At 63.5% G+C, this 22,386-nt stretch carries 20 protein-coding genes; 11 read left to right on the plus strand and 9 right to left on the minus strand.

The genetic code is table 11. The features are described 5' to 3' along the window. Positions 1-484 precede the first annotated feature (484 nt). The 4 genes from KQH53_18020 to KQH53_18035 all read right to left on the minus strand — a co-directional run bounded on the left by KQH53_18020 (position 485) and on the right by KQH53_18035 (position 4,563). Complete coding sequence (locus KQH53_18020) at positions 485-1,450, minus strand: MBL fold metallo-hydrolase (protein ID MCB2228578.1); 966 nt, start codon at positions 1,448-1,450, stop codon at positions 485-487. Positions 1,451-1,695: 245 nt separating this feature from the next. Next, on the minus strand, positions 1,696-3,129 hold the full coding sequence (locus KQH53_18025) for an FAD-binding oxidoreductase (GenBank protein MCB2228579.1): 1,434 nt from the start codon (positions 3,127-3,129) through the stop codon (positions 1,696-1,698). 89 nt (positions 3,130-3,218) lie between these two features. After that, positions 3,219-3,485 carry an MBL fold metallo-hydrolase gene (locus KQH53_18030; protein MCB2228580.1) on the minus strand — a complete coding sequence of 89 codons (267 nt, stop codon included), beginning with the start codon at positions 3,483-3,485 and terminating at the stop codon, positions 3,219-3,221. A gap of 202 nt (positions 3,486-3,687) precedes the next feature. Next, positions 3,688-4,563, minus strand: coding sequence for a LysR family transcriptional regulator (locus KQH53_18035; protein MCB2228581.1), 876 nt, complete (start codon positions 4,561-4,563; stop codon positions 3,688-3,690). Between the two features lie 377 nt (positions 4,564-4,940). Between KQH53_18035 and KQH53_18040 the strand changes: the two genes are divergently transcribed. Together KQH53_18040 and KQH53_18045 are read left to right on the plus strand one after the other, a co-directional pair. Continuing rightward, positions 4,941-6,017 (plus strand): 4Fe-4S binding protein, encoded by a 1,077-nt coding sequence (locus KQH53_18040; GenBank protein MCB2228582.1) that lies wholly within the window; start codon positions 4,941-4,943, stop codon positions 6,015-6,017. A 176-nt stretch (positions 6,018-6,193) separates the two neighbouring features. Continuing rightward, entirely contained in the window at positions 6,194-7,276 is a 1,083-nt protein-coding gene (locus tag KQH53_18045; GenBank protein MCB2228583.1) for a sigma-70 family RNA polymerase sigma factor, read from the plus strand. Between the two features lie 78 nt (positions 7,277-7,354). Here the strand turns inward: KQH53_18045 and KQH53_18050 are convergent, their stop codons facing one another. The 4 genes from KQH53_18050 to KQH53_18065 form a co-directional block, all read right to left on the minus strand. Further along, positions 7,355-7,675, minus strand: coding sequence for a tetratricopeptide repeat protein (locus KQH53_18050; GenBank protein MCB2228584.1), 321 nt, complete (start codon positions 7,673-7,675; stop codon positions 7,355-7,357). A gap of 38 nt (positions 7,676-7,713) precedes the next feature. Continuing rightward, the gene (locus tag KQH53_18055) at positions 7,714-8,160 is read right to left on the minus strand and encodes a flavodoxin (GenBank protein MCB2228585.1); all 447 of its coding nucleotides are present in this window, start codon (positions 8,158-8,160) and stop codon (positions 7,714-7,716) included. 210 nt (positions 8,161-8,370) lie between these two features. Next, positions 8,371-8,988, minus strand: coding sequence for a hypothetical protein (locus tag KQH53_18060; protein MCB2228586.1), 618 nt, complete (start codon positions 8,986-8,988; stop codon positions 8,371-8,373). Positions 8,989-9,026: 38 nt separating this feature from the next. Continuing rightward, positions 9,027-9,524, minus strand: coding sequence for a hypothetical protein (locus KQH53_18065; protein ID MCB2228587.1), 498 nt, complete (start codon positions 9,522-9,524; stop codon positions 9,027-9,029). Positions 9,525-9,673: 149 nt separating this feature from the next. Here KQH53_18065 and cysS point away from each other — a divergent pair, with 149 nt between their 5' ends. From cysS to KQH53_18080, 3 genes are all read left to right on the plus strand, one after another. Further along, positions 9,674-11,995, plus strand: a complete 2,322-nt coding sequence (gene cysS / locus KQH53_18070) for a cysteine--tRNA ligase (protein ID MCB2228588.1) — start codon at positions 9,674-9,676, stop codon at positions 11,993-11,995. Positions 11,996-13,245: 1,250 nt separating this feature from the next. Continuing rightward, positions 13,246-13,635, plus strand: a complete 390-nt coding sequence (locus KQH53_18075; GenBank protein MCB2228589.1) for a type II toxin-antitoxin system HicB family antitoxin — start codon at positions 13,246-13,248, stop codon at positions 13,633-13,635. Between the two features lie 39 nt (positions 13,636-13,674). Then, positions 13,675-14,058: a hypothetical protein gene (locus tag KQH53_18080; protein MCB2228590.1), complete on the plus strand. Its 384-nt coding sequence runs from the start codon at positions 13,675-13,677 to the stop codon at positions 14,056-14,058. A 280-nt stretch (positions 14,059-14,338) separates the two neighbouring features. Here KQH53_18080 and KQH53_18085 read toward each other — a convergent pair whose 3' ends face one another. After that, positions 14,339-15,052, minus strand: a complete 714-nt coding sequence (locus KQH53_18085) for a Smr/MutS family protein (GenBank protein ID MCB2228591.1) — start codon at positions 15,050-15,052, stop codon at positions 14,339-14,341. Positions 15,053-15,150: 98 nt separating this feature from the next. Here KQH53_18085 and KQH53_18090 point away from each other — a divergent pair, with 98 nt between their 5' ends. From KQH53_18090 to KQH53_18115, 6 genes are all read left to right on the plus strand, one after another. Then, positions 15,151-17,337, plus strand: a complete 2,187-nt coding sequence (locus KQH53_18090; protein MCB2228592.1) for a hypothetical protein — start codon at positions 15,151-15,153, stop codon at positions 17,335-17,337. 85 nt (positions 17,338-17,422) lie between these two features. Continuing rightward, positions 17,423-18,052: a DUF3786 domain-containing protein gene (locus tag KQH53_18095; GenBank protein MCB2228593.1), complete on the plus strand. Its 630-nt coding sequence runs from the start codon at positions 17,423-17,425 to the stop codon at positions 18,050-18,052. Between the two features lie 152 nt (positions 18,053-18,204). Beyond that, on the plus strand, positions 18,205-20,010 hold the full coding sequence (locus tag KQH53_18100) for a hypothetical protein (protein ID MCB2228594.1): 1,806 nt from the start codon (positions 18,205-18,207) through the stop codon (positions 20,008-20,010). A 93-nt stretch (positions 20,011-20,103) separates the two neighbouring features. Then, positions 20,104-20,400: a hypothetical protein gene (locus tag KQH53_18105; GenBank protein MCB2228595.1), complete on the plus strand. Its 297-nt coding sequence runs from the start codon at positions 20,104-20,106 to the stop codon at positions 20,398-20,400. A gap of 30 nt (positions 20,401-20,430) precedes the next feature. Beyond that, the gene (locus KQH53_18110; GenBank protein ID MCB2228596.1) at positions 20,431-21,207 is read left to right on the plus strand and encodes an AAA family ATPase; all 777 of its coding nucleotides are present in this window, start codon (positions 20,431-20,433) and stop codon (positions 21,205-21,207) included. A 219-nt stretch (positions 21,208-21,426) separates the two neighbouring features. Continuing rightward, entirely contained in the window at positions 21,427-22,296 is an 870-nt protein-coding gene (locus KQH53_18115) for a hypothetical protein (GenBank protein ID MCB2228597.1), read from the plus strand. The last annotated feature ends 90 nt before the right edge of the window (positions 22,297-22,386 follow it).

The raw sequence follows: 22,386 nt of genomic DNA on the forward strand, positions 1-22,386 counted from the left end.
TGGCGCCTGGCCTCGTTTCTTTCTCTTTTCTTGTCCTCCCAACCACCCCCCGCCGGGGTCGCCTCGGGGCCGGCATCTCCCCGCGCCGCCAAAGCACCTATCCTGCCCACCCACCAAAAATGAAAAGCGGACCTACGTCCGCTTGCCTCCTCCGCGACTCCGCCCCGCCGGCGAGCCATTCTATTTAAGCAACCACTGTTATGCCGGCTCAGGGTGACCCCGACAAAAAACCGCTTTTTCTTTTTTTATTCTTCTCTTTTTCTCTCTTCTCTTTGCTCCAGGCCGGAGACGACACCAGGGAAGATCGCCACGGAGCGGCGGACAAGCTTCCCCTTTCTCCCACCATCCTTGGCCGCCGCTCCTCGCGATGACCTTCTATTTCTGGATGAAAAACCAAGGGCGGGGATAAACCCCGCCCTACATTCTAAATAGGTACTGTTGGGTTTCGCTTCGCTCTACCCAACCTACACTTTTCCTTGCGACCCTACGCCCCGGCTTGCATCTCCACCCTCGGCGCGCTCCATCCCAGCGGCGCGACCGCCACCTGCTCCACCACCCGGGAGCTCTGCTTGCACAAGAGCCCCACCAGGAACTCGATGGCCTTTACCGAGGCGATGGGCGCGTAGGAGTGCACCCAGGCCGCCTGCTCGGCGCAGGTGTCGGCCTGGGCTTCGCCCGAGGCCAGGCGCTCCATGAGCTGGCCGTGATACTCCAGGGTGGCGACCAGGGCGTCCTCCAGGAAGGGCCGCTTGGTCAGATCCACCGCGCCGTTGTGGCTGAGCACCGCCCGGCGCGCGGGCAAAATGGCCAGCTTCTGGATGCTCAGGCAGTAGTCCTGCAACCCCGAGAAGTAGTTGGGCCAGATGATCTCCCGGCCGGGGTCGAAGTAGCCGGCCATGTCGCCCAGGGCCAAGACCTGCTCGCCGCTTTCGTAATAAGAGGTGTGGCAGGCCGAGTGGCCGGGGGTGAGGAGCACGTGCCATTCCACTCCCTGGCCCAGGGCGATGCGCGCCCCTTCCTCCACCACCACGTCCACCGAGAAGTCGTACTCCTCCAGCACCGGCGGCAGCTCGTCGATCACCCCCATGCCCACCAAAATCTTGCTGATCATGCGGTCGGCCGGGAGGAAGCTTTCCAGATGCTTGGGGTGGGCCAGGGCCGCGGCCGCCTTGGGGCTGGCCATGACCTTGAGGTGGGGCCACAGCTTGCGCAGGCGGGGCACCGCGCCGATGTGGTCGGCGTGGGTGTGGGTCAGGGCCATGTAGGCGATGCGCTCGGGCGCGACGCCCAGCATCTTCACCTGCTCGGCGATCAGCTCGGCGGTGCCGCCGGTGCCGCCCTCGATGATCATGCCCTGGTCCCCCAGGGAGAGGTACACCGGGTAAAAGGGTGTGCCCAGCTGGTACAGATGTTCGCTGATCTTGATGGGTGCTGGGATGTCGGTCAACATGGTTCGTTCTCCGGTGTACGTTCGGTTTATGCCGTGCGGGCAAAAGAAAAGGGCCGTGAGCAGCTTGTGCCCACGGCCCTGAAGGTCTATTTCGACCCGATCAGCCCATGGGCGCACCTATAAAGCCGCTAAAGACGAAGTAGCTAAAGAAGGTGCGGGACTGATGGGTTATCATGACTATCCGGTTCGCTCCGAAAGTTCTAGTTTCCCCGAAAGATATGCTCATCCGTTCGGCTTGTCAACGCCTATCTGGGGGGGGTGATGTTGAAGTTGCCGGCAAAGAAGTTGCCTGGGTCGTAGGCCTCCTTCACCCGGCGCAGTCGTTCTAGGTTGCCCTGGTAGGCCGCCTTTAAGGTTTCCTCGCCTTCCTCGGCCATGCCCGGGAAGTTGAGGTAGGCCCCGCCGCTGGACATGCCCTCCAATCTCTTGAACACCCCCCGGGTCCAGTCCAGGTTGGCCTGGTCATCGGCCGGGTCCTCCCAGTTGGACTCCAGGTTCACCAGGCAGGGCTTGCTTCGCTGGGAAAAGGCGGTGGCCGCCGGGTCCACCTCATTCACCGCTCCACCCAGAAACCACAGGTCCAGGGAGGTGAGGGAAGAAGGCCGCCGGGCCGTAGCCGCGACCAGCTCCTCCACCACTTCCCCGCTCAGGCTGTCCAGGTACTGCGCCTTCCAGTAGTAGCGCCGTCCATCCGGGTACTCGCCGTCGAACAGCGACTGCACCCCCAACCAGTCGGTAGCGTGGCTCAGGTCCGCTATGGGTTCGGCGGCCTCCTTCAGGGGCCGCACCGCCTTTTCAGCTCCGGCGGGCGGGCCGTGATACACCCCAAGCACCCAAAGCACGTCCTGGCCCAAAGCCTGGGGCGGCACGCCCTCCTCGGCCGGGGCGGTCCAAAAGCTGGCCAGGACGGCCAGCTCGCGGGGGGCGGATTGCATGTAGCTGCCGATGGCTTCCAGCACGGGCCAGGCCTGGTCCATGGGGTAGAGAACCAAGGCAACGAGGTTGCTTTCGGGTACCGAGGCCAAGCGGTAGGTAAGGGAGGTGACAATGCCGAAGTTGCCTCCCCCGCCCTTGAGGGCCCAGAGCAAGTCCGGGTTCTGGGTGGGGCTGGCGTGGACCAGCCGGCCGTCGGCCAACACCAACTCGGCCCGGAGAAGGTTGTCGCAGGCCAGGCCCCGGTCCCGGCAGAGCCAGCCATAGCCGCCGTGCAGGGTGAGACCCGCGGCCCCGGTTTCAGCCACCACCCCCACCGGCGCGGCCAGGCCGTGGGGCACCGTGGCCTGGTCCAGATCTCCCAAGGTGGCCCCGCCCTGGGCCGTGGCGGTCCGGGCCTCGGGGTCCACTTCGACACTGGTCATCTGACTAAGGTCGATAACCAGCCCCCCGTCGCACACCGCCCTCCCGGCTACGTTGTGCCCGCCCGAGCGCACCGCCACCTTGATCCGCCTCTCCCGGGCGAAGTTCACGCAGGCTTGCACGTCGGCCCCGCCGCCGCAGCGAGCGATGAGCCCGGGCCGTTTGTCGATCATGCCGTTCCAGATGCGCCGGGCCTGCTCGTACTCCGGGTCCTGGGGCGCTATCAGCCGGCCTTGCAGCCGCTTGGCCAGCTCTGCCAGTTCAACGGCGCTCACCCGCGCCGTTTCCCCGCCGCGGGTGCTCAGCTCCAGTTCCCGCTCCATATTCCAGTCTCCCGATGGGCAAATAGGTATATTTTCAGGTTAACCGCGTCCCCCCGGCGAAACAATAACCCCCTCCGGAGGACATCCTTTTATATAAGGAGGGGTCGCAGCTTGCGCAGGCGGGGCATCGCGCCGATGTGGTCGGCGTGGGTGTGGGTCAGGGCCATGTAGGCGATGCGCTCGGGCGCGACGCCCAGCATCTTCACCTGCTCGGCGATCAGCTCGGCGGTGCCGCCGGTGCCGCCCTCGATGATCATGCCCTGGTCCCCCAGGGAGAGGTACACCGGGTAAAAGGGTGTGCCCAGCTGGTACAGATGTTCGCTGATCTTGATGGGTGCTGGGATGTCGGTCAACATGGTTCGTTCTCCGGTGTACGTTCGGTTTATGCCGTGCGGGCAAAAGAAAAGGGCCGTGAGCAGCTTGTGCCCACGGCCCTGAAGGTCTATTTCGACCCGATCAGCTCAAAGTTCCAGTTTCCCGAGAGGTATGCTCAACCACGCCGCGTGTCAAAGTTTTTTTGCGGAGGCGCGGATGCGGGGCCGCGCTCGGAGCGCCGGGCTAGGCTCGCTCCCCGCCCAGCTGCTGCCGGGTCATTTTCAGAAACTCTTCCTGGGCCTTGGTCCGCAAGGTGTCCCGGCGGCGGGCGAATACAATGGTGATGTCTTTCAGATGGGGCGGCAAGGGGACCATTTGCAATGATCCGGCCACCGGGGATTTGCCCACGATGATGCGGGGCATGGCCGACACCCCCATGCCGGCGGCCACGCAGCCCAGCACGCCGTCCCAGGAGCGCAGCTCCATGATGCGGCGGGGCGGGAGGCCTCGCTCATCCAGCCACCTCTGCAAGCGGTCGTTATACAGGCATCCCAGGGAAAAGCACAAAACGGCCATGCAGGCATCGTGGGGGCGGGACAAATCCGCGTCCTGGTGAGCCACCAGCACCAGCTCTTCCTGGAAAACCGGCTCGGCGATGATCTCCGGGTTTACCACGCCTTCGGGAACAAAGACGCCGTCGAGCTTGTAGTCCAAAAGGTCCCTGACCAGCTCATCATCCAACCCGGTGCTCAGCATCACCTCCACTTTGGGATGCTGCCGGTGAAACGCGGCCAGCACCAGGGGCAGACGGGCCGAGGCGATGGAGCCCAGGGAGCCGATGCGCAACGGCCCCTTGGCCTCGCCCTGGTCCCCCACCGCCAGGATCGCCTCCGCTGCCAGCAGCTCGATGTGCCGGGAGTACTCCAGCAAGGTCATCCCGGCGGGAGTCAGGGTCATGCCCCGGGGCCGCCGGTAAAAAAGCTCGGTCCCCAGCTCCTGCTCCAACTGCCGGACGCGGGCGGTGATGTTGGATTGAACGTAGTTGAGCTTTTCCGCCGCCCGGGTGACGCTGCCCAGCTCGGCCACGGCATTGAATATCTTCAGGGTGTTCAGTTCCATGGCCGGAGGCTTTCATCACTAATTGTGAAGGTTTTAGTTGATGCAAATCATTTGAAATAATGATATCCCCGCCCATGTGGAGAGTCAAGCTTTGGCAAACCGGGGGAAAGCCCCGGCTCACATTCAAGTTGCGGCCATGAAGGCGGCGGCAAGTATGGCCGGCGCGATGTTTTTGGGTCCGCCGCGCGCGACAACATTATATATGGGCGGGAGCCGCCCCCTGTTATGCAACAGTCCAATTTCACAAATACGCAGTTTTTGCTTGACATTATTATGACGATACTCCACACTCTCAGATTGCGTGCAGGTAGGCCCCTTCCCCTCAGAGGGAAGGGGTATGCTTTTAACCTTAAGGTAGTGTTTTGGCAGGCGAAACCATGGCCAGCCCCGCTCAGGACGCCTACGAAAGCTTGGCGAAAAACCTGGACCGCGCCCCCTTGGGCGCTCCCCAGGGCCCGGAGCTCATGGCCATTCTGCGCGAGCTGTTCACCCCGGCCGAGGCCGGGCTGGCCGCGCTTATGCCCTTCCGGCCCAAAAAGGCCGCCAAGCTGGCCGACGAGGCCGGCCTGCCCCAAGACGAGGCCCATGCCCTTTTGGACGCCATGGCCGCCAAGGGGCTGGTCTACCGCCGCCGGGCTCGGCAGGGCAACTACTACAGCCTGCTGCCCATGGCGCCGGGCATGGCCGAGGCCCAGTTTTGGGCCAGCGCGCCGGGCGCGGCCAAGCGCCGCATGGCCGCCTTGTTCGAGGCCTACTACGAGCCCGGGGTGGGCAAGGCCTTCGCCGAGGCGCCCACGCCTTACTCGCGGGTGATCCCCGTGGGGCGGGCGGTGGCCAACAGCCAGGAAATACTGCCTTTGGAGCGGGCCGAGGAGCTCATTCGCCAACACGAGCACCTGGCCCTGACCAACTGCTACTGCCGCGAGCAGGCCCACGAGCTGGGCCAGGGATGCGACGCGCCCCTGGATGTGTGCATGATCTTCGGATCGTTCGCCGAGTTCGCGGTGGAGCAGGGCTGGGCGAGAAAAGCCAGCCAAGATGATCTCCTGGACGCCCTGGAGCGGGCCGAAAAGGCCGGCCTGGTGCACGTGGTTGATAACGTTGCGCAAAACGTAAATTTTTTGTGCAACTGCTGCGGCGATTGCTGCATGTTTTTGCAAACCATCACCCGGCTGAACAAGCTGGGCGGAGTCAGCCAGGCGGCCTATCTGGCCATGGTGGATTCCGAGGCCTGCGTGGCCTGCGGCGAGTGCGAGGCCATCTGCCAAGTGGCCGCGATAATGGTGGACGACGAGACGGCGGAAGTAAACGAGGAGCTTTGCCTGGGTTGCGGCCTGTGTGTCACGGCCTGCCCCAGCGAGGCCATAAACATGAGCCGCCGCCCGGCCCGTCCGGTGCCCGCCCACCATGGGGAGCTTATGGCTTCCATCGCCGCGGCACGAGGCGCAGAATAATAAATGAGGGTGAAGGTTTGACTTTCGCTCTCGGATGCTTAGGTTAACCCTTAGATGACCGCGCCCGGAAAAAGCCAAATCCGGCGCGGCGAGCCTGAACAGAGAAAAGACTCCGTGCGGCTGGCAGCCGAAAGCGTTGGACCGCGCGGGGCCCTGTTGGGAAGAGGTGAATTATCATGGCCGATAGCCGTGAATACAAAGGGTCCGATTTCAGCCTGGACACTCCGGTCACCTATTTTAAGGAGGTCGAGGGACGGGATCTGTTGACCCCGGAGCGCGAACTGGAACTGGGTAAGGCCATCCAGGATGGGCGCGACGCCATATTGAGCAGAGCCCTGGACATCATCAAAAGCGACAAGGACGCCAGCGACAGCTGCGTGCGCATCGAGGCCTGGTTGGCCGACAGCCACAAGTCGCCCATGTCCGTCGAAGACGTGATGGCCGACACCTTCGAGCTGTTGCAGCGGGCCGCCGCCAAAAAGAAGCCGACCAAGAAGCTGGCCAAGACCCTGGAGGAGATCGAGGACGCCCGCCTGCGGGTGGAGATCGCCGTGCAGGAGATGGTGGAGGCCAACCTGCGTCTGGCCGTGTCCATCGCCAAGAAGTACACCTTCCGTGGCCTGAGCTTCGCCGACCTGATTCAGGAAGGCAACATCGGCCTGATGAAGGCGGTGAACCGCTACGACTACAAGACCGGCTACCGCTTCAGCACCTTTGCCTCCTGGTGGATCCGCCAGACCATCAGCCGGGCCATCTACGACCAGGCCCGCACCATCCGGATCCCGATCCACCTCCTGGAGCTCCGCTCCAAGTACTTCCGGGTCTACTACGGCCTGCTGAAGGAGCTGGGCCGCGAGCCTTCCCCCAAGGAAGTGGCCGAGAAGGTGGGCATCGACGAGGGCAAGGTCAAGGAGATCGTGAACCTGACCCTGGACTCCACCAGCCTGGAGACCCCGGTGGGCGAGGACGGCGACGAGCTGGGCGACTTCATCGAGAACAAGGAGGCCGAGAACGCCTTCGAGAAGGTGGGTGAGGGCGAAATGCACATCCACCTGGGCGAGGCCCTGGAGTCCCTGGACGACCGTGAGAAGCGAATCCTGGAGATGCGCTTCGGCCTGGGCGACGAGGACGAGCACACCCTGGAGCAGGTGGGCCAGGTCTTTGGCCTGAGCCGCGAGCGGGTGCGCCAGATCGAGAAAAAGGCCCTGCAGCGCCTGCGTCATCCCCAATGGCGCGCCATCCTGGAGGACCACGTCTAGGCCCCAAAGCCTACTCAGCACACCCCAAGGCCCCGCCGGATTCCGGCGGGGCCTTTCTCTTGCCTATGGCGCGGGCCGCTAGTGGACCGCGATGCTCCGCGACACCCGGTCCAGGTTCTCGGCCATGACCCGGCCCAGCACCGTCTCGCCGCCCAGCTTGCCTTGGATCATCTCCAGGGCGGCCTGGTAATGCTCCCTGGCCTGGGCTGGCTCGCCCTTCATCTCCAGCACGATGCCCAGGTTGTTCATGATCTTGGCCTGGTAGCATTCCAGGCCGATGGCGCGCACCTCGTCGAGGGCGGTGCGCAGCTTGCCCACCGCGCCCTCCAGGTCGCCAGAGTTGCAGGCGTCCATGCCGTTGCGGTGCAGATTGATGATTCGTTTTGCCCTGCAAGCCATGCCCTGAATCCTGCCTCCTTTCGCGCCGCGCGGGGCCTCTAGGCCGCCTCGGCCACGCTGTTGGCCCAGGCCTGGATGTCCTCTTCCGCGTCGTCCGGGTCGCCGTCTATCTTCAGGCCGCTGGCCACCAGTTCGGCCCCCAGCTCCTCGGCCTTCTGCTCGATGGCGTCCACCGCGCCGCAAAAGTGGGTGTAAGAGCTGTCGCCGCAGCCGAAAACGGCCACCTTTTTGTCCTTCAGGCCCAGCCCGTCCATCTTTTCGTAGAACTCAGCGAAGTCCTCTTGCAGCTCGATCTCGTCATCGCCCCAGGTGGAGCTGCCCAGGAGCAAAAGGTCGTAGCCGCCGTTCAGGTCGCCCGGCCTGGCCTCGGCCACGTCCTTGAGGGTGGTCTCCAAGCCGTCGCCGTCCAGGACCCCGGCAATGGCCTGGGCGGCGGATTGGGTGTTGCCGGTGGTGGAGCCGTAAATGATGAGCGCCTTGGCCATGCGTGCTTCTCCTTTGGGTGTGGCCGTATCGCGGCAATAAGTAATACCTAAACAAGTTAATATTGACTAACTAAAGAGATACCCGATTGCGCCCCTAATGCAAATAAAAAATTAATTGTCTCGTTATTTCATCTGGTTGCCCTGGGAAAGGGCAAATAAAAAGGCGCCCGGGTTTCCCCGGACGCCCCGATTGTCTCTAGGCCAGGCCGCTTACTTGCCCGCGGGCTTGAGCCCCTTCTTGCGGTAGTCGATGGCCTTGTTCAGGTCGAAGCCGTTCTTCTTCCAGTTGGCCGCCTCGGGCGGGTCGAAGCCCTGGGCCTGCCAGGCCTTGGCCTCGTTGGTGGAGAAGCCCAGGCCGTTCCATTGCTTGGCGTCCAGGGGCCCGAAACCGGCCTTGTGCCAAGCCTGGGCCAGCTGCGGGTCCGCGAAACCGTTGTCGCTCCACTGCTTGGCCTGGTGGGCGTTGAAGCCGGTGGCCGCGATCCAGGCCTGGGTCTGTTGCAGGCTGAAGCCGCCCTTTTTCCACACCGCCGCGTCCTGGGGGCTGAAGCGGGCCAGGCGCCAGTCGCGGGCCTCGCCCGGGCCGAAGCCGGCCTTGTACCAGGCCGCGATGTCCGGGCCGTCGGTGAACCCGGCGTTGGTCCAGGCCTTGGACTGGGCCGGGCTGATGCCCACCCCGCGCAGGGCGTTAGCGTACTCCGGCGAGGCGCCCACCGCCTGCCAGGCTCCCTTGTCGGTTTCGGAGAAACCATCCCAACTGCCGGTGGTGGCGCAGGCGGCCAAAAAGGCCAGGCACAGGGCCGTCACCAGCAACAGGCTTTTATGCATCCCCAACTTGTCCTCCTTGCTTATGGCTTTCCGAATTCTCAATAGCTGCAAACCAGCTCCACCACGGCCTCCCCGGGCCAGGGCTCGCTCCCGGCTTCCATGATAACCGAAAAGGTGGTGTCGCCGAAGTAACCGGTATGGAGGGTCATGTCCAGGGGGTCGCCCGCCTTCTGGTTCTTGAACTCCACCTTGCTGCCCTCGCTGGTGGTCACCTTGCCGGAGTACTGGTTGGCCGGCCCCACCACCCGGGCGGTGCAGTTGAGGGTGTAGCCGAAGCAATAGGCGCTGGCGGTGTCTTTGCCCTTGCCCGCGTTCATGGGCAGGCGGAAGCGCACCTTCTTTTGCGAGCCCAAGGCCTGTTTGCTCTGCGCCTGGTCCGGGATGCCCTGGGCCTGGCGTTGAGCGTGGATGTCGTCGGCCAGGGCCTTGGTGGCCTCGTGCAAATGTCCCACCGGTTCGTTGCCGGCGGCCCGGGCCGCGCCGCCCGCCATGAGAGCCAAGGCCAGAATCGCAAGCCAGATAACCCCTCGTTTCATGCTCCCTCCTCCTTCCATGCCGATAGACCTATTTAATATATCCAATCGGGCCTCCGACACAATCCCCAAGCTAAAGCCGCAAGCCTTTACTATCCCCCCCCGCTTGAGTATGCTTGGGGCCACACTGGTTCAATCGGCGAGGAAGATCAATGAGCCCCCGTGTGGATAACATCCTGGAGCTGGTGGGCGGCACCCCCCTGGTGCGCATCAACCGGCTCAACCACAACCCCGGCGTGACCGTCTACGCCAAGCTGGAGTTCATGAACCCCGGCGGTTCGGTGAAGGACCGCCCGGCGCTCAACATGATCGAAGAGGCCGAGCGGCGCGGCGAGCTGACCAAGGACAAGGTCCTTCTGGAGGCCACCAGCGGCAACACCGGCATCGGCCTGGCCATGGCCTGCGCGGTCAAGGGCTACAAGATGCTCTTCACCATGGCCGAGTCCGCCTCTTTGGAGCGGCGCAAGATTCTCAAGGCCTACGGCGCGGAGATACTGCTCACCCCGGCCCACATGTCCACCGACGGGGCCATCGAGGAGGCCTACCGCCTGGCCCGCGAGGAGCCGGAGCGCTACTTCCTGGTGGACCAGTTCAACAACGACGACAACTGGCGGGCCCACGCCGCCGAAGGCTCCACGGCCGACGAGATCTACGCCGACACCGAGGGCAAGGTGGACCTGGTGGTTTCCACCCTGGGCACCTCGGGCACGGTGATGGGCCTCACCCGACGCTTTCATCAGATAGACCCCAAGGTCAAGGTGGTGGCGGTGGAGCCCTACCAGGGCCACAAGATTCAGGGCCTCAAGAACATGAAGGAGTCCTACGCCCCGGGCATCTTCGCCCCCGGCGAGGTGGACATCCTGGTCAACGTGGACGACGACAGCGCCTACGAGATGAGCCGCCGCCTGGCCCGCGAGGAAGGCATCTTCGTGGGCATGAGCGCGGGCGCGGCCATGAAAGTGGCCCTGGACCAGGCCGCCACCCTGCCCGACGGCTCGGTGGTGGTGGCCCTTTTGCCCGACGGCGGCGAGCGCTATTTGTCCACCCCCCTGTTCAGCAGCGAAAAGGTGCCCATCCCGCTGAGGTTCTACAACACCCTCAGCCGCGAGGTGGAGGATCTGGTCCCCACCCAGCCCGGCCGGGTGGGCATCTACGCCTGCGGCCCCTCCCTGGACGGCCCGCCGGATTTGGGCCTGGGCCGCCGCATGATCTTCGCGGACCTGGTGCGCCGCTATCTGGAGTTTAGGGGCTTCGAGGTCAAGCTGGTGATAAACATCGCCGACGTGGACGACCGCACCATCAACCAGTGCCTCAAGGAAGGGGCGGACTGGAAACAGTTCACCGCCAAGTGGGAGCGCGTGTTCTTCGAGGACATGGCCGCCCTGGGCATGCGGCCCGCCCTGGACTACCCCAAGGCCTCCGAGCACATTAGCGAGATGGTGGACACCGCCCGCGACCTGTTGGACAAGGGCCTGGCCTACGAGAAACTCAGAAGCATCTACTTCAACATCAGCCGCTTCGAGAAATACGGCAAGCTTTCGGGGGTGGACATCGCGGCCACCCAGTGCGACAAGCACACGGACTACGACTATTACGAGAAGGACAACCCGCGCGACTTCACCATCTTCAAGCGGGCCTCCCTGGCCGATCTGAAGGCGGGCATCTACTGGCAGACCCCCTGGGGCAACGTGCGCCCGGGCTGGCATGTGGAGTGCGCCACCATGTCCTCCAAGCACCTGGGCCAGCCCTTTGACATCCACCTGGCCTCCACGGATTTGATCTTCCCCCACGGCGAGAACGAGATCGCCGTGGCCGAGGGCCTGACCGGCAAGCCCCTGGCCAACCTTTGGATGCACTCCGAGGTGGTCATGGTCGAGGGCAAGAAGGCCTCGCGGGTGGTGGGCAACGACGTGACCATCCGCGAGATCCTGGACCAGGGCTACAGTCCGGCCGCGGTGCGCTTCTGGCTTTTGGGCCAGCACTACCGCCGCCCGCTGACCTACGACCAGGAGCAGCTGGACCAGGCGGCCAAGTCGGTGGAGCGTATCAACGACTTCGTGGCGCGGCTGAGCTTCATCAGCCCCTGCTCCCACGCCCCGGACCTGGACCAGTATCTCTACGAGCTCAAGAGCGGCATCCAGGAGGCCATGGACAATGACCTCAACGTGCCCAAGGCCATGGGACATCTCTTCACCTTCATCCGGCGCATTAACCGCCTGATGAACAGTCAGCAGATGGACGCCTCCCAGGTGGAGAAGGTGCTGGGCTTTTTGGAGCAGGCCAACCAGGTGCTGGGCATCATCGACCTGGAGCGCCCGGCCCGCGACCCCGAGATCGACGAGCTGCTCACCCGCCGCCAGGCCGCCCGCGCCTCGGGCGACTTCGCCCTGGCCGACCAGCTCCGCGAAGAACTGGCCCAGCGCGGCATACAGGTTATCGATACGCCCAGCGGCTCCCGCTGGTGCCGCATGTAGCTCGGCGGCCGATTGCTGGCTGCGGCGCGTGTTTCGCGTTTTGACTCCCTCGACGTATTGACCACATACGCCTCGGCCGCCAAAACGCTGCAACTGCGCGCCTCGCCGACGCACTCAACCGCCTCGCCTCTTGCAGGCGGGGCTGTCTTGCTCGGGCGTTAATCGGAGCTCCCCAGCGCTCCGGCAGTTCAGTCTTTTTTTCTTCCTATCTCTTCTCCCCCACCACCCCCCGCCGGGGTCGCCAAGGGGCCGGCATCTCCCCGCCCTGTGCAGGCCTGCTTCCAACCAGCCTCGCTAATATTCCTCGCCCGCAACTCCGCTTGCCCTACTCAGCGACCACGCCCCGCCAGCGAGCGCCTCTCGTTTTCCCCAGCCCTTATGCCGGCCCCGAGTGACCCCGACAAAAAAACGCTTTTTCCTTTTCTTTTTCCCTCCTCTTTTCTTCTCGCCCGCCACGCCCCGCCAGCGAGCGCCTCTCGTTTTCCCCAGCTCTTATGCCGGCCCCGCGCGACCCCGGTAAAAAACGCTTTTTCTTTTTCTTTTCTTCCTCTCTTTTCTTTGCTGCAAGCCGGAGACAACACCAACGAAGATCGCCACGGAGCGGCGGAAGACCTCTCCCTTTTCTCCCGCCGCCCGTTACCGCCGCTCCTCGCGATGACTTTCTGATTTCTGTAATTAAGAAAGCAAAAATGGAGTTTCGTGTCGGCCCTCCGGCACGCGAGAGTCTCTCGGGCGGGGATAAACCCCGCCCCTACATCGGCCCGCCTTTGCCCCAGCGGTTCGTTGCTTCTCTTTTCCCCCACCACCCCCCGCCGGGGTCGCCAAGGGGCCGGCGTCTCCTCGCCCCGCCCCAACGCCCCTCCCGCCGACCCGCCAAAAATAAAAGCAAGCGCAACTCCGCTTGCCTCTCTCCGACCGCGCCCCGCCAGCGAGCGCTCCTCATTTGCCCCATCCCTTATGCCGGCCCCGAGTGACCCCGACAAAAAAAACGCCTTTTCCTTTTCTTTTTCCCTCCTCTTTTCTTCTCGCCCTCCGCGCCCCGCCAGCGAGCGCCTCTCGTTTTCCCCAGCCCTTATGCCGGCCCCGAGTGACCCCGACAAAAAACGCTTTTCTTTTTCTTTTCTTTTCTCTTCTCCTCTTCTCCTCTCCTCTCCCTTCCCCCTTCTTCCCCCTCCCGCCAAACTCCTTGCCTCTTCCCGCCCCACGGGCGAATATAGATCAATGCTCCCCTCATGCCCGGAGAGTGCCTCATGGCCGACAAAATAGCGAGACAAGCCTTGCTGCGCGCGGTGGAGGGCCTGGCCCCTTACCCGGCGATGCTCATGCCCACCCAGGGCGGCTGGGAGGTGGTCTTTCCCAACCTGGCCCGCCTCACCGCTTGGGGCCCCAACAAGGATATGGCCTGCCACAACGGCGAGGAGGCCCTCACCCTGACCCTGGGCCAGATGATCGCCGCCGGCGACGAGCCGCCGCGCCCCAGCGACCCCGAGCGCCTGGTGCCCGACGAGGAGGAGCCCCCCGGCTCCGAGCTGATCATGCTGGAGCCCGACAAGGCGGTGCTGCGCGCCCGCCTGGGCCTCACCCAAAAGGAAAAGGGCAGCCCCCTGGGCAGCACCCTGGGCCGCCTGGGTCGCAAATAGGTCCGCGCCCAGGGCCACCCGCGACGAAAAGAGGAAAACATGAAGGCGTTCAAGTTGCTCACTTTGGCGGTTATGCTGGGCGCGGCCCTGTGCCTGGCCGCCCCGGCCTCGGCCTACACCGTGTACAACCAGGTGGCCTATCAGGCCTGCATCATCGACGGGGGGCACCCGGAAAATTGCGCCTTCACCGTGGACCCCAAAGGCAAGTTCAAGGCCTGGGACTCCGCCCCCTTGGTGGTGTGGTTCAACTACAACACCAAGCCCGGGGTCTGCTACCTGAGCCAGCAGTACGTGCGCTTAATCCGCAGCGGCTCGGCCAAGATGTACGCGGACAGGGTGGAGGTCTACGACAAGGACGGCAAGCTGCGCCAGACGGTGGGCATGCGGCTCCAGACCTGCGGCCAACGCACCCCGGGCAAGTAATTCGCCCAGCATCCATGCGGCCTGCCGGTGGCCACTCATTTCAGCCCGTATTTATGCGGGATAAAATCAGCAATGATAATGGCCAGTATTTATGCGACCTGCGTAGCAGACCCCCAGCCGCGCGGCCAGATGCTTGAGAGCAAGGCAATCTCCGGGGGTTTTCCATCTTCGGCGAAAAACGAAGTTGCAGGGATTTGGCGAGCGAGGCGTATGCCGCAATACGTCGAGCGAGATAAATCGCGAAACGAGTTTTGCAGCCAGGATGGGGAGCCCTCGCGCCTCACCACTTAGTCTGCTTGGGCCCCGACCATTTTCTCAGCAACAGATACATGGCCCCGGTGCCGCCGTCTATCCCTTGCGCGGTGCAAAAGGCCAGCACCGAGCGCTTGAAGCGCTTGGTCTTGAGCGTCGCGGCCAGGGCTTCCTTCAAGACCGGCACCCCGCCCGGCGAGCCCTTACCCTTGCCGTGCACGATGAGTACGTGCCTTAGGCCCCGCGCCACCGCGCCCGCGATGAAGTCGGCGGTCTCGCTCTCGGCCTGCTCCAGGCTCAGGCCGTGCAGATCGATGTGGTCCTGGATGGGGAAGGCCCCGGCGGCCAGACGCGCCATCAGCTCCGGCCCCACCCCGGCCTGGGCCCCGCGCACGTACTGGTCGCTCATGCGCAAATCGAAATCTCCCGCCCCGCTCACCAGCTCGGCCAGGTGGGCCATCACCTCCAGCTCCTCGTCCACCGCCTCGTCGATCAAGGCCGGGTTGGGCGGTGCGTCCTTGGGCTTGGGGCCGCGCTTCATGCGGTTCACGTCCCGCATGGCGTTGGCGAACATCGCGCCCTCGTCCTCGGCCGGGCGCTTGGGCTCCGGTTTCGGAGCCGGGGCGGCCTGGGGCTTCGCGCTTTTTTTCAGCACCTTGCCCAGCCCGGCGAAGGGCGCATTAAACCCCGTGTCCTTGGGCTTGGGCGGGGCCGCGTCCTTGCGTTTTTTCTTTTTGGCCATGCCTCAACTATAGAGCCTCCTCGCCCCCAACGCCAAACCGCCCCCGAAGTTGCTATAATGGCCTGCCTGCTCAGCACTCCTTTGGGGGGAGTTTCGCCATGCATGATATCGCCGGGAAAGACCTGGCCGGCTTGCCGCCGGTAAGCCAAGAGCCCTGGGTGCCCTTGCCCTCGCACAAGTGGACCGAGCCCGAGCGTTGGGTTTGGGAGCAGGTGCGAACGGGGCGAGAGGCGAATTTCAACCAGCGCTACGGCAAGGAACTTGACCCCAAGGATGAGTCGCTTTGGGCTGAGGAGGAAAAAGAACGGAGGACGCTGCGGCCGGATTTCCTGCGCACCATTTTGCTGTGCGAGCCATGGCGGGGACTGATCACGCATGTGGGGGTGCGGATTTTCGGGGCGTTTTTTGAGGGCGATATTGACCTGGGCCAGGCCGAAGTTGCTTGCGAGCTTTGGCTGGAGCAGTCGCGTTTTGAAGGCGGCTTGTCCGGGTGGGCGGCCCGCTTTAAATTCAACTTCAGTTTAGAAGGATCGGCGCTAGCCAAAGAACTGCATATGGATCGGGCCGTAATCACGGACAATCTCTCCCTTCGCCAGGGCCGCTTCGCCTCCGCCCGCCTCCATGGCGTGCAGGTGGGCGGGCAGCTTTCCATGACCGGCGCAGAGTTCAGCGGCGAGCTGGCTATGGATGGGGCCGAGATCAATGGCAGCCTTTTCCTGGGCAAAGGCCGCTTCGCCTCCGCTAACCTACGTGGTGTTCAAGTGGGCGGGTTAGTATCCATGGAGGAAGCGAAGTTTAGCGGCGATTTGGGCATGGACCGCGCTGTAATCAAAGGCGGCCTTTTTCTTCGCCGAGGCCGCTTCTCCTCAACCCGTTTGCTAGGTGTTCAAGTGGGCGGACAGCTTACCATGATCGGTGCGGAGGTTACTGGCACCCTGGCCATGGATCGCGCTGTAATCAAAGGCAGCCTTTTCCTGAGCCAAGGCCGGTTCGCCTCTGCCTACCTAATAGGCGTGTCTGTGGGCGGACAAGTCGGAATGGAGGAGGCGAAATTTTTAGGTGAAGTTAATCTCAAGGAAGCAATATTAGGGAGTTCAATGTATGCAGATGACATAGTTATTAAAGAAGAACTAACAATGGATTCTGCCCACATCAAAGGGGATTTTGCCTTGCGTAAAGCTCGCCTTACATCCGCCCATTTATTTGGCTTGCGAGTGGACGGAGACCTTAGTGTAAACCACGCTCGTTTTAGTGGTGAACTCGGCATGGATGCTTCTGAAATTGGAGACAGTTTTTCACTTCGCAATGGGCGTTTCGATTCTGTACGTCTACCCGGTGTGCGTGTTGGTTTACAAATAGATATGTCGGGCGCAGGATTCTTGGGGCCGGTTAATTGCGAGGGTTTGCGTGCGGCCTCAAATTTCATTATGCTCAGAGTTCGGTTTTTCGATGAGTTGCACTTGCACCTTTGCCGAGTTGGTGGCTCTTTGTCTTTAGCCGGTTGCCACTTGAACAAAGTGAGCCTATCCCAGGCCAAAATAACTAGCGATTTGGTCCTTTCCCATCCTGACCAAATGAAGTCGATCTCTTGGTACAACGGCTCTATAGACCTACGGGAAACTTCGGTTGGTTCGGTGCTTGATGGTCAGGAAGATTGGCCAGAATCTCTACGTTTAGATGGCTTTCGTTATAATAGCGTGGGTTCGCTAGAAACTATTAAAGAACAAAACGAGCGATCTCGAAATTCACAAAAATTCACCACCGCCTCCGACCGCTCTGCCTCCTGGTACGTGGGCTGGCTAGGAAAGCAAAAAGACTTTTCCATGGATCCCTACCAGCAATGCGCCAAGTTTTTGCGTGAGTCAGGACAGCCCGACAAGGCCAACGAGGTCATGTACGCCGGGATGGAGAGGGAGCGACGGCGTATGGACAAGTGGTCCCTGGCACGAGCAGGGCGTAATCTACTCAAATGGACCATTGGTTATGGCCTGGGCTATCGATATTTTGCGGCCTTGATCTGGGCGATTCTTTTCCTCGGCATTGGTGCCGTAGTTTGCGGCGCGGCTGGCGGCGGCCCACATGGGGCGCTGTTCTGCCTTGGCTTCAGCCTGGATAACATGCTGCCTCTCATTGATCTGAGGCCCGAGCATGAAGCAATGAGCAAGGCACTCGTCGGGTCCGGCAAGTTCTACTTTCTGTTTGTCCAGCAATTGGTGGGCTGGGTGCTGGTGGTTTGTGTCGCCGCCGGCCTGGCTGGCGTGGGCAAGTTCGGCGGGCGCGACTAGCTTCGGGGCATCCCACCCTCGACATCCCCGCGCGCCTCGGCTACATTGAAGGCCCGAGACTTGAACCACCAGCGAGGAGCGAGACATGGCCCGGGTGGACGATTATCAGAAGAGCTTTGACCTGGCCGTTGAGGAGCTGGCCGGCCGCGACTGGAAAGTGGTGGCCGATCTGGCCGGGGCCGCGCCCGCGGACGACGGCTCATACTTGGAGCTGAACTACTTCGGCCGCCCGGTGCGGGTCACCGCCCCGCCGGTCACCGTGACCGCCCTGGACGAGGGCCCGGAGATCCCCCTGGCCGAGCAGGCCCTGATCCTGCACTACCTGGTCAACGCGGACGGCACCCCCATCAGCGGCAAGTGGATCACCTACCGCGAGGTGGAGGCGGGCGAGTTCTACTGGTCGGCCTTCGTCAAGCGCGCCAAAGCCCCGCTGGTGGGCTTCTTCGGCGAGCGCCCCGCCTTCCTCACCGAGCTGGCCCCCCTGGTGGGCGGCGAGGGCGAGGGCGAGACCGGCGACGTGTCGGTGATCGTGCGGGCCTTCCCCAATGTACCCATCATGCTGGTGCTCTGGGCCGGGGACGACGAGTTCCCGCCCGACGGCAACCTGCTCTTCGACGACAGCATCGGTCACTACCTTTCCACCGAGGACATCGCGCTCACCGCCGGGATGCCCATATATAAGATGATGGCCCTTTCGCGGCCAAAAGGCTCTTAGCCTTCCCGGCCGGTTTTATGCCATACTCTGGCGCAGGGGTTTAATCTCCCGCCTCACGGAATGGTCTTCAGCTTGGCGGGTGGCGGGAGGCGCCGCCTGCCCGGCTTCGGCGATAGAGCCAAGCCAGGCTGACTCTTGGCTGCCCGGGGGTCATGACCATTCGCCTCAAGCTCATGCCTGCCCTTGTCTGGCTGGCGGTCTGCGCCGCCCTGGCCACGGGGGGGCTCTATTACTGGTCCGTGGCCCGCGCCGACCGGGCCGCGCGCCTGGCCGGGGTGGCAGCCTCCCTGGACCCGGCCCGCCGGGGCCTCCTGCTGCTGGACTCCCGCCGCGATCCCTCCCTGCCCGCCCGCTTGCTTTATGAACCCATAGCCCTGGCCCGGGACGGCGGCCTCAAGGCCCACTTCCCTCAACGCGCTTACTTCCGCCTGGCTCTGCTGGGCGGTTTTCTTTTGGACCAACCCCAAACCCTGTGGCTGGAGGTGGCCTCGGACGACGGCCTCCGGGTGCGCCTCGACGGCCGCCGGGTGTACGACGCCTGGCGCCTGCATACGCTGCTCAAGGAGCGGGTGCGCCTGGAGCTGGGCGCGGGTCCGCATGTCATCGAGGCCGACTACTTCCAGGCGCGGGGCCCGGCGGCGCTTTCCCTGCGCCTGGTGGGGACGGACGGCGCGGCCATTGCCCTGCATCCGCCCGCGCCCGGCTGGCGGCCCGCAGCCTGGCAGGCCCTGGCCTTCGCCGAAAAGGAGCAGCGCTTCCGCGCCCTGGCCCTTTTCGGCCTGGCCCTGCTGTGGCTTTTGGCCGGGGCGGCCTGGGTCTTCACCGGGCCGCTGCCCGCGTGGCTCCGCGCCCTGGCCCCGCCCGAGCGATCCCGCCCCCCGCCGCCCGCGCCCCAGCCCCGCGACTGGCTCATCCCCGGCGCCGTGTTCGCGGCCTTCGCGCTGATGGTCCTGGCGGCCATGGCCTGGCAAGGGGCCGAGCTGCCCCGCACCATTCTCTTGGGCAAGTGGGACGAGTCCTGGTACCGCCGCATCATGATGCGCGGCTACTACCTGGACCTGGCCTTTCCCCTGTACATGAAGGGTTCCATCTCCTGGTTCCCCCTGTTCTCCTGGCTGGCCCGGCCGCTGTTCTGGCTGGGGGTGCATCCCTGGTGGGCCACCCTGATCACCGCCTGGCTGGCCGCCCTGGCCGCCTTCCATGTGCTCTACCGCCTGGCGCTGCGCCTCTTCGGCCGGGGCGCGGCGGCGTGGTCCCTGGTCTTTTTGGCCGCCTACCCCTGCTCCTTCTATCTGCTGGTGGGCTATCCCTATGGCGTGGTGCTCTTGGTGGGCGCGGCCTATTTCCGGTGTCTGCTTAGTGGCCGGACTTGGTGGGCGGTTCTCCTGGGGGTCATGGCCGGGCTCGCCTATCCCCTGGCCGTGGCGGTGGCCATCCTGCCCCTGTTTGTCTACCTTCCCCGCGCCCTCCGGGCCGACGACCCCTGGCCCGCGCTCCGGGCTCTGATGCTCACCGCGGCCGCGCCCGCGCTGGGGATGGCGCTCTTGTTCGCCCACCATTGGTGGGCCTTTGGCGATTTCCTGGCCTACTTCGACTCCCAGATCGGCTGGGGCCGCCGGGCGGACTGGCCCTGGGCGCCCATCTACCGCCACCTGGCCGGGGCCTCCTGGCGCGATCACCTCAATCTGGCCCTGCTCCTCTGGCTGGGCGGGGTGGCCGCCTTCGCCCACCGCTTCGTGCCCGCCCTGTGGGGCCTGCTGGGCGCGGCGTTCGTGCTCAACCACGCCACGGGCAGCCTGCTCTCCAACTTCCGGCAATACCTGGCCGCCTGGCCCTGGTTTTTGCTCCTGGGCTCCTCGCCCCGCCCGGCCTGGATCAAGGCCGTTTGGACCCTCGGGATGCTTTGGCTGTTCTGGAGCCAATATCTCCCCGCCTGGCTGGCCCGCCGTCTCATGTAAACCCGCGCCCGGCTTGCAATCGCCGCCAAAGGACCTACATTATTAGATAGCGTCGATTCCGGCGCTGTTTTATGTCTGGACGAGGAGCGCGGCATGACTCATGATCACGGCGGCGACGGCTGCTCCTGCGGATGCGGCTGCGGCGAAACCCTCACCGTGGGCCAGGCCGAGGCCCAACGCTGGCGCGAGGCCCCGGACGAGACGGTGGTCTGCCCCTGCGCCGGGGTGGACAAGGCCGCGGTGCTCAAAGCCATCGCCCAGGGCGGCTACACCGCGCCCCTGGTCAAGGCCATGACCGGCGTGGGCCGCGAGCCCGGCTGCCGCCAGCGCCGCCAATGCGAAGCCGACCTGGAGATCCTGGTGGCGCTCTACGCCGGGGCCAACTGTTGAACTGATTTTCCACCCGAACCGAGGTGACTAATGAAGATAGCGGTAAGCGGTAAAGGCGGGGTGGGCAAGACCACCTTCTCGGCCATGCTGGCCCGGGCCCTGGCGGCCAAGGGCCTCAACGTTCTGGCCGTGGACGCCGATCCCGACGCCAACCTGGGCCAGGCCCTGGGCTTCCCGGACTACGACAAGCTGGTGCCGGTCAGCGAGATGAAGCAGCTCATCGCCGAGCGCACCGACAGCGACGGCGAGAACTGGGGCACCTACTTCAAGCTCAACCCCACGGTAACCGACCTGCCCGACAAGCTCTCGGTGGAGCACGACGGGGTGCGCCTGATGGTCATGGGCACGGTGAAAAAGGGCGGCGGCGGCTGCATCTGCCCGGCTTCCTCCATGCTCAAGGCGCTCATGGCCCATCTGGTGCTCTTGCGCAAAGAGGTCCTGATCCTGGACATGGAAGCGGGCCTGGAGCACTTGGGCCGGGGCACCAGCCAAGGGGTGGACTTCTTGGTGGTGGTGGTGGAGCCTGGCCGCCGCTCGGTGGACACGGCAGAGCACATCCGCCAGCTGGCCGGGGATATCGGCCTGACCAAGGTCCTGATCGTGGGCAACAAGATCCGCTCGGAAAAGGACGAGGCCTATCTCAAGAAGACCCTCAAGGACTTCGATTTCCTGGGCTTTATGTACTACGACGAGGACATCATCGAGGCGGACATGGAGGCCAAGTGCCCCACCGATGTGTCGGTGAAGGCCAAGGAGACCATGGCCGGGATGGCCGATAGCCTCTTGGCCCGCTACGAAGCTAAATAGTTACGGGCAGGCCGCCCGTGGCTGGCTGCAAGGCGCGCTTCACGATTCGCCGCCCTCGACGTACCAGAAAGTACGCCTCGGTCGCCGAATCGCTCCAGCATCGCCTTTCGCCGACGCCACGGACGGCCTTTGGTTGTTTGCTGCTCCTGCCCGAGCCCTGAAAGGATTCCCCTGCCTATAACTTGTTAGGTGTCCGGCAAAAAATATGGAGTGGGGGGTGTGAAAAAAACGCTTGGATTGGTGTTGGCCGTCCTGGCCGTCGTCTGCTTGCTTCTGATCGTCGGTGCCACGGTAGTAAAGCCGTTGATATTTACCTGGGGCTCCTCTGACAAGGAGCTGACCATGCCGATGCCCGGTGACCACCGGGCGCCATTTATCAGTTCAACCCGCGCTATCACCATCAATGCCCCGATTGCGCGGGTTTGGGAATGGCTGATTCAATTGGGCGCGGATCGAGGCGGTTTTTACAGCTACTGGTTTGTTGAACACTCGTTGGGATACAAATACCGGGCGCAAGACAGGGTCGAAGCGCAATTCAAGGATATGAAGGTCGGCCGGGTTGTCCCGACATCGTTAAATGAGCCTAACACGGTGATTAAATATAGCTTTCAAGTCGTGGAGGTGGATCCGGGAAGATATTTTGTCCTGAGTAACTGGGGGTGTTTTTTACTGCGGGAAATAAATCCCCAACAAACCCGGCTGGTGATTAGGACTCATGGGCGGCCTCTGGCGACTTGGTCGGATAAGCTGCGCTATTTTTTCGAGATGCCCCTGCATTACATCATGGAAAGACGCATGCTGATGGGCATCAAGGCCCGGGCGGAAGCCGGAGCGGGCGAGCCCTTCTCTTCAACCACGGATATCCTGTGGTTCGTGGGCATCTGTTTGTCGCCGATCGGCATTCTCGTAATGCTGCTGGTCAGCACGCGCCTGAGCGTCAGATTATTCGCCGGGTTATACAGTCTTGTCTGGTTGTGGGTCTTTTTCATCCTCGATCCGATTCCGATCTACGGTTGGCTCCTGTGCCTGATAATAGCCATCCACCTTGCCTGGCTGTTTAAAACACGTGCTCGGAGCGCGCCAAGGTAAGCCTGCATTTTTTTAGGATGGCCCTCCGCCCCTTGACGGGGGGCTGGTTTTTTGGGGCGGCCTGGGCTATAAATACAAATATAACCGCCG

The organism is Desulfarculaceae bacterium (genome assembly GCA_020444545.1).
GTDB lineage: Bacteria > Desulfobacterota > Desulfarculia > Desulfarculales > Desulfarculaceae > Desulfoferula.

Excerpts from the sequence above, each read along its gene's own strand:
- KQH53_18020 (MCB2228578.1), bottom strand. The coding sequence starts at position 1,450 with ATGTTGACCGACATCCCAGCACCCATCAAGATCAGCGAACATCTGTAC.
- KQH53_18025 (MCB2228579.1), bottom strand. The coding sequence starts at position 3,129 with ATGGAGCGGGAACTGGAGCTGAGCACCCGCGGCGGGGAAACGGCGCGG.
- KQH53_18030 (MCB2228580.1), bottom strand. The coding sequence starts at position 3,485 with ATGTTGACCGACATCCCAGCACCCATCAAGATCAGCGAACATCTGTAC.
- KQH53_18035 (MCB2228581.1), bottom strand. The coding sequence starts at position 4,563 with ATGGAACTGAACACCCTGAAGATATTCAATGCCGTGGCCGAGCTGGGC.
- KQH53_18040 (MCB2228582.1), top strand. The coding sequence starts at position 4,941 with ATGGCCAGCCCCGCTCAGGACGCCTACGAAAGCTTGGCGAAAAACCTG.
- KQH53_18045 (MCB2228583.1), top strand. The coding sequence starts at position 6,194 with ATGGCCGATAGCCGTGAATACAAAGGGTCCGATTTCAGCCTGGACACT.
- KQH53_18050 (MCB2228584.1), bottom strand. The coding sequence starts at position 7,675 with ATGGCTTGCAGGGCAAAACGAATCATCAATCTGCACCGCAACGGCATG.
- KQH53_18055 (MCB2228585.1), bottom strand. The coding sequence starts at position 8,160 with ATGGCCAAGGCGCTCATCATTTACGGCTCCACCACCGGCAACACCCAA.
- KQH53_18060 (MCB2228586.1), bottom strand. The coding sequence starts at position 8,988 with ATGCATAAAAGCCTGTTGCTGGTGACGGCCCTGTGCCTGGCCTTTTTG.
- KQH53_18065 (MCB2228587.1), bottom strand. The coding sequence starts at position 9,524 with ATGAAACGAGGGGTTATCTGGCTTGCGATTCTGGCCTTGGCTCTCATG.
- cysS (MCB2228588.1), top strand. The coding sequence starts at position 9,674 with ATGAGCCCCCGTGTGGATAACATCCTGGAGCTGGTGGGCGGCACCCCC.
- KQH53_18075 (MCB2228589.1), top strand. The coding sequence starts at position 13,246 with ATGGCCGACAAAATAGCGAGACAAGCCTTGCTGCGCGCGGTGGAGGGC.
- KQH53_18080 (MCB2228590.1), top strand. The coding sequence starts at position 13,675 with ATGAAGGCGTTCAAGTTGCTCACTTTGGCGGTTATGCTGGGCGCGGCC.
- KQH53_18085 (MCB2228591.1), bottom strand. The coding sequence starts at position 15,052 with ATGGCCAAAAAGAAAAAACGCAAGGACGCGGCCCCGCCCAAGCCCAAG.
- KQH53_18090 (MCB2228592.1), top strand. The coding sequence starts at position 15,151 with ATGCATGATATCGCCGGGAAAGACCTGGCCGGCTTGCCGCCGGTAAGC.
- KQH53_18095 (MCB2228593.1), top strand. The coding sequence starts at position 17,423 with ATGGCCCGGGTGGACGATTATCAGAAGAGCTTTGACCTGGCCGTTGAG.
- KQH53_18100 (MCB2228594.1), top strand. The coding sequence starts at position 18,205 with ATGACCATTCGCCTCAAGCTCATGCCTGCCCTTGTCTGGCTGGCGGTC.
- KQH53_18105 (MCB2228595.1), top strand. The coding sequence starts at position 20,104 with ATGACTCATGATCACGGCGGCGACGGCTGCTCCTGCGGATGCGGCTGC.
- KQH53_18110 (MCB2228596.1), top strand. The coding sequence starts at position 20,431 with ATGAAGATAGCGGTAAGCGGTAAAGGCGGGGTGGGCAAGACCACCTTC.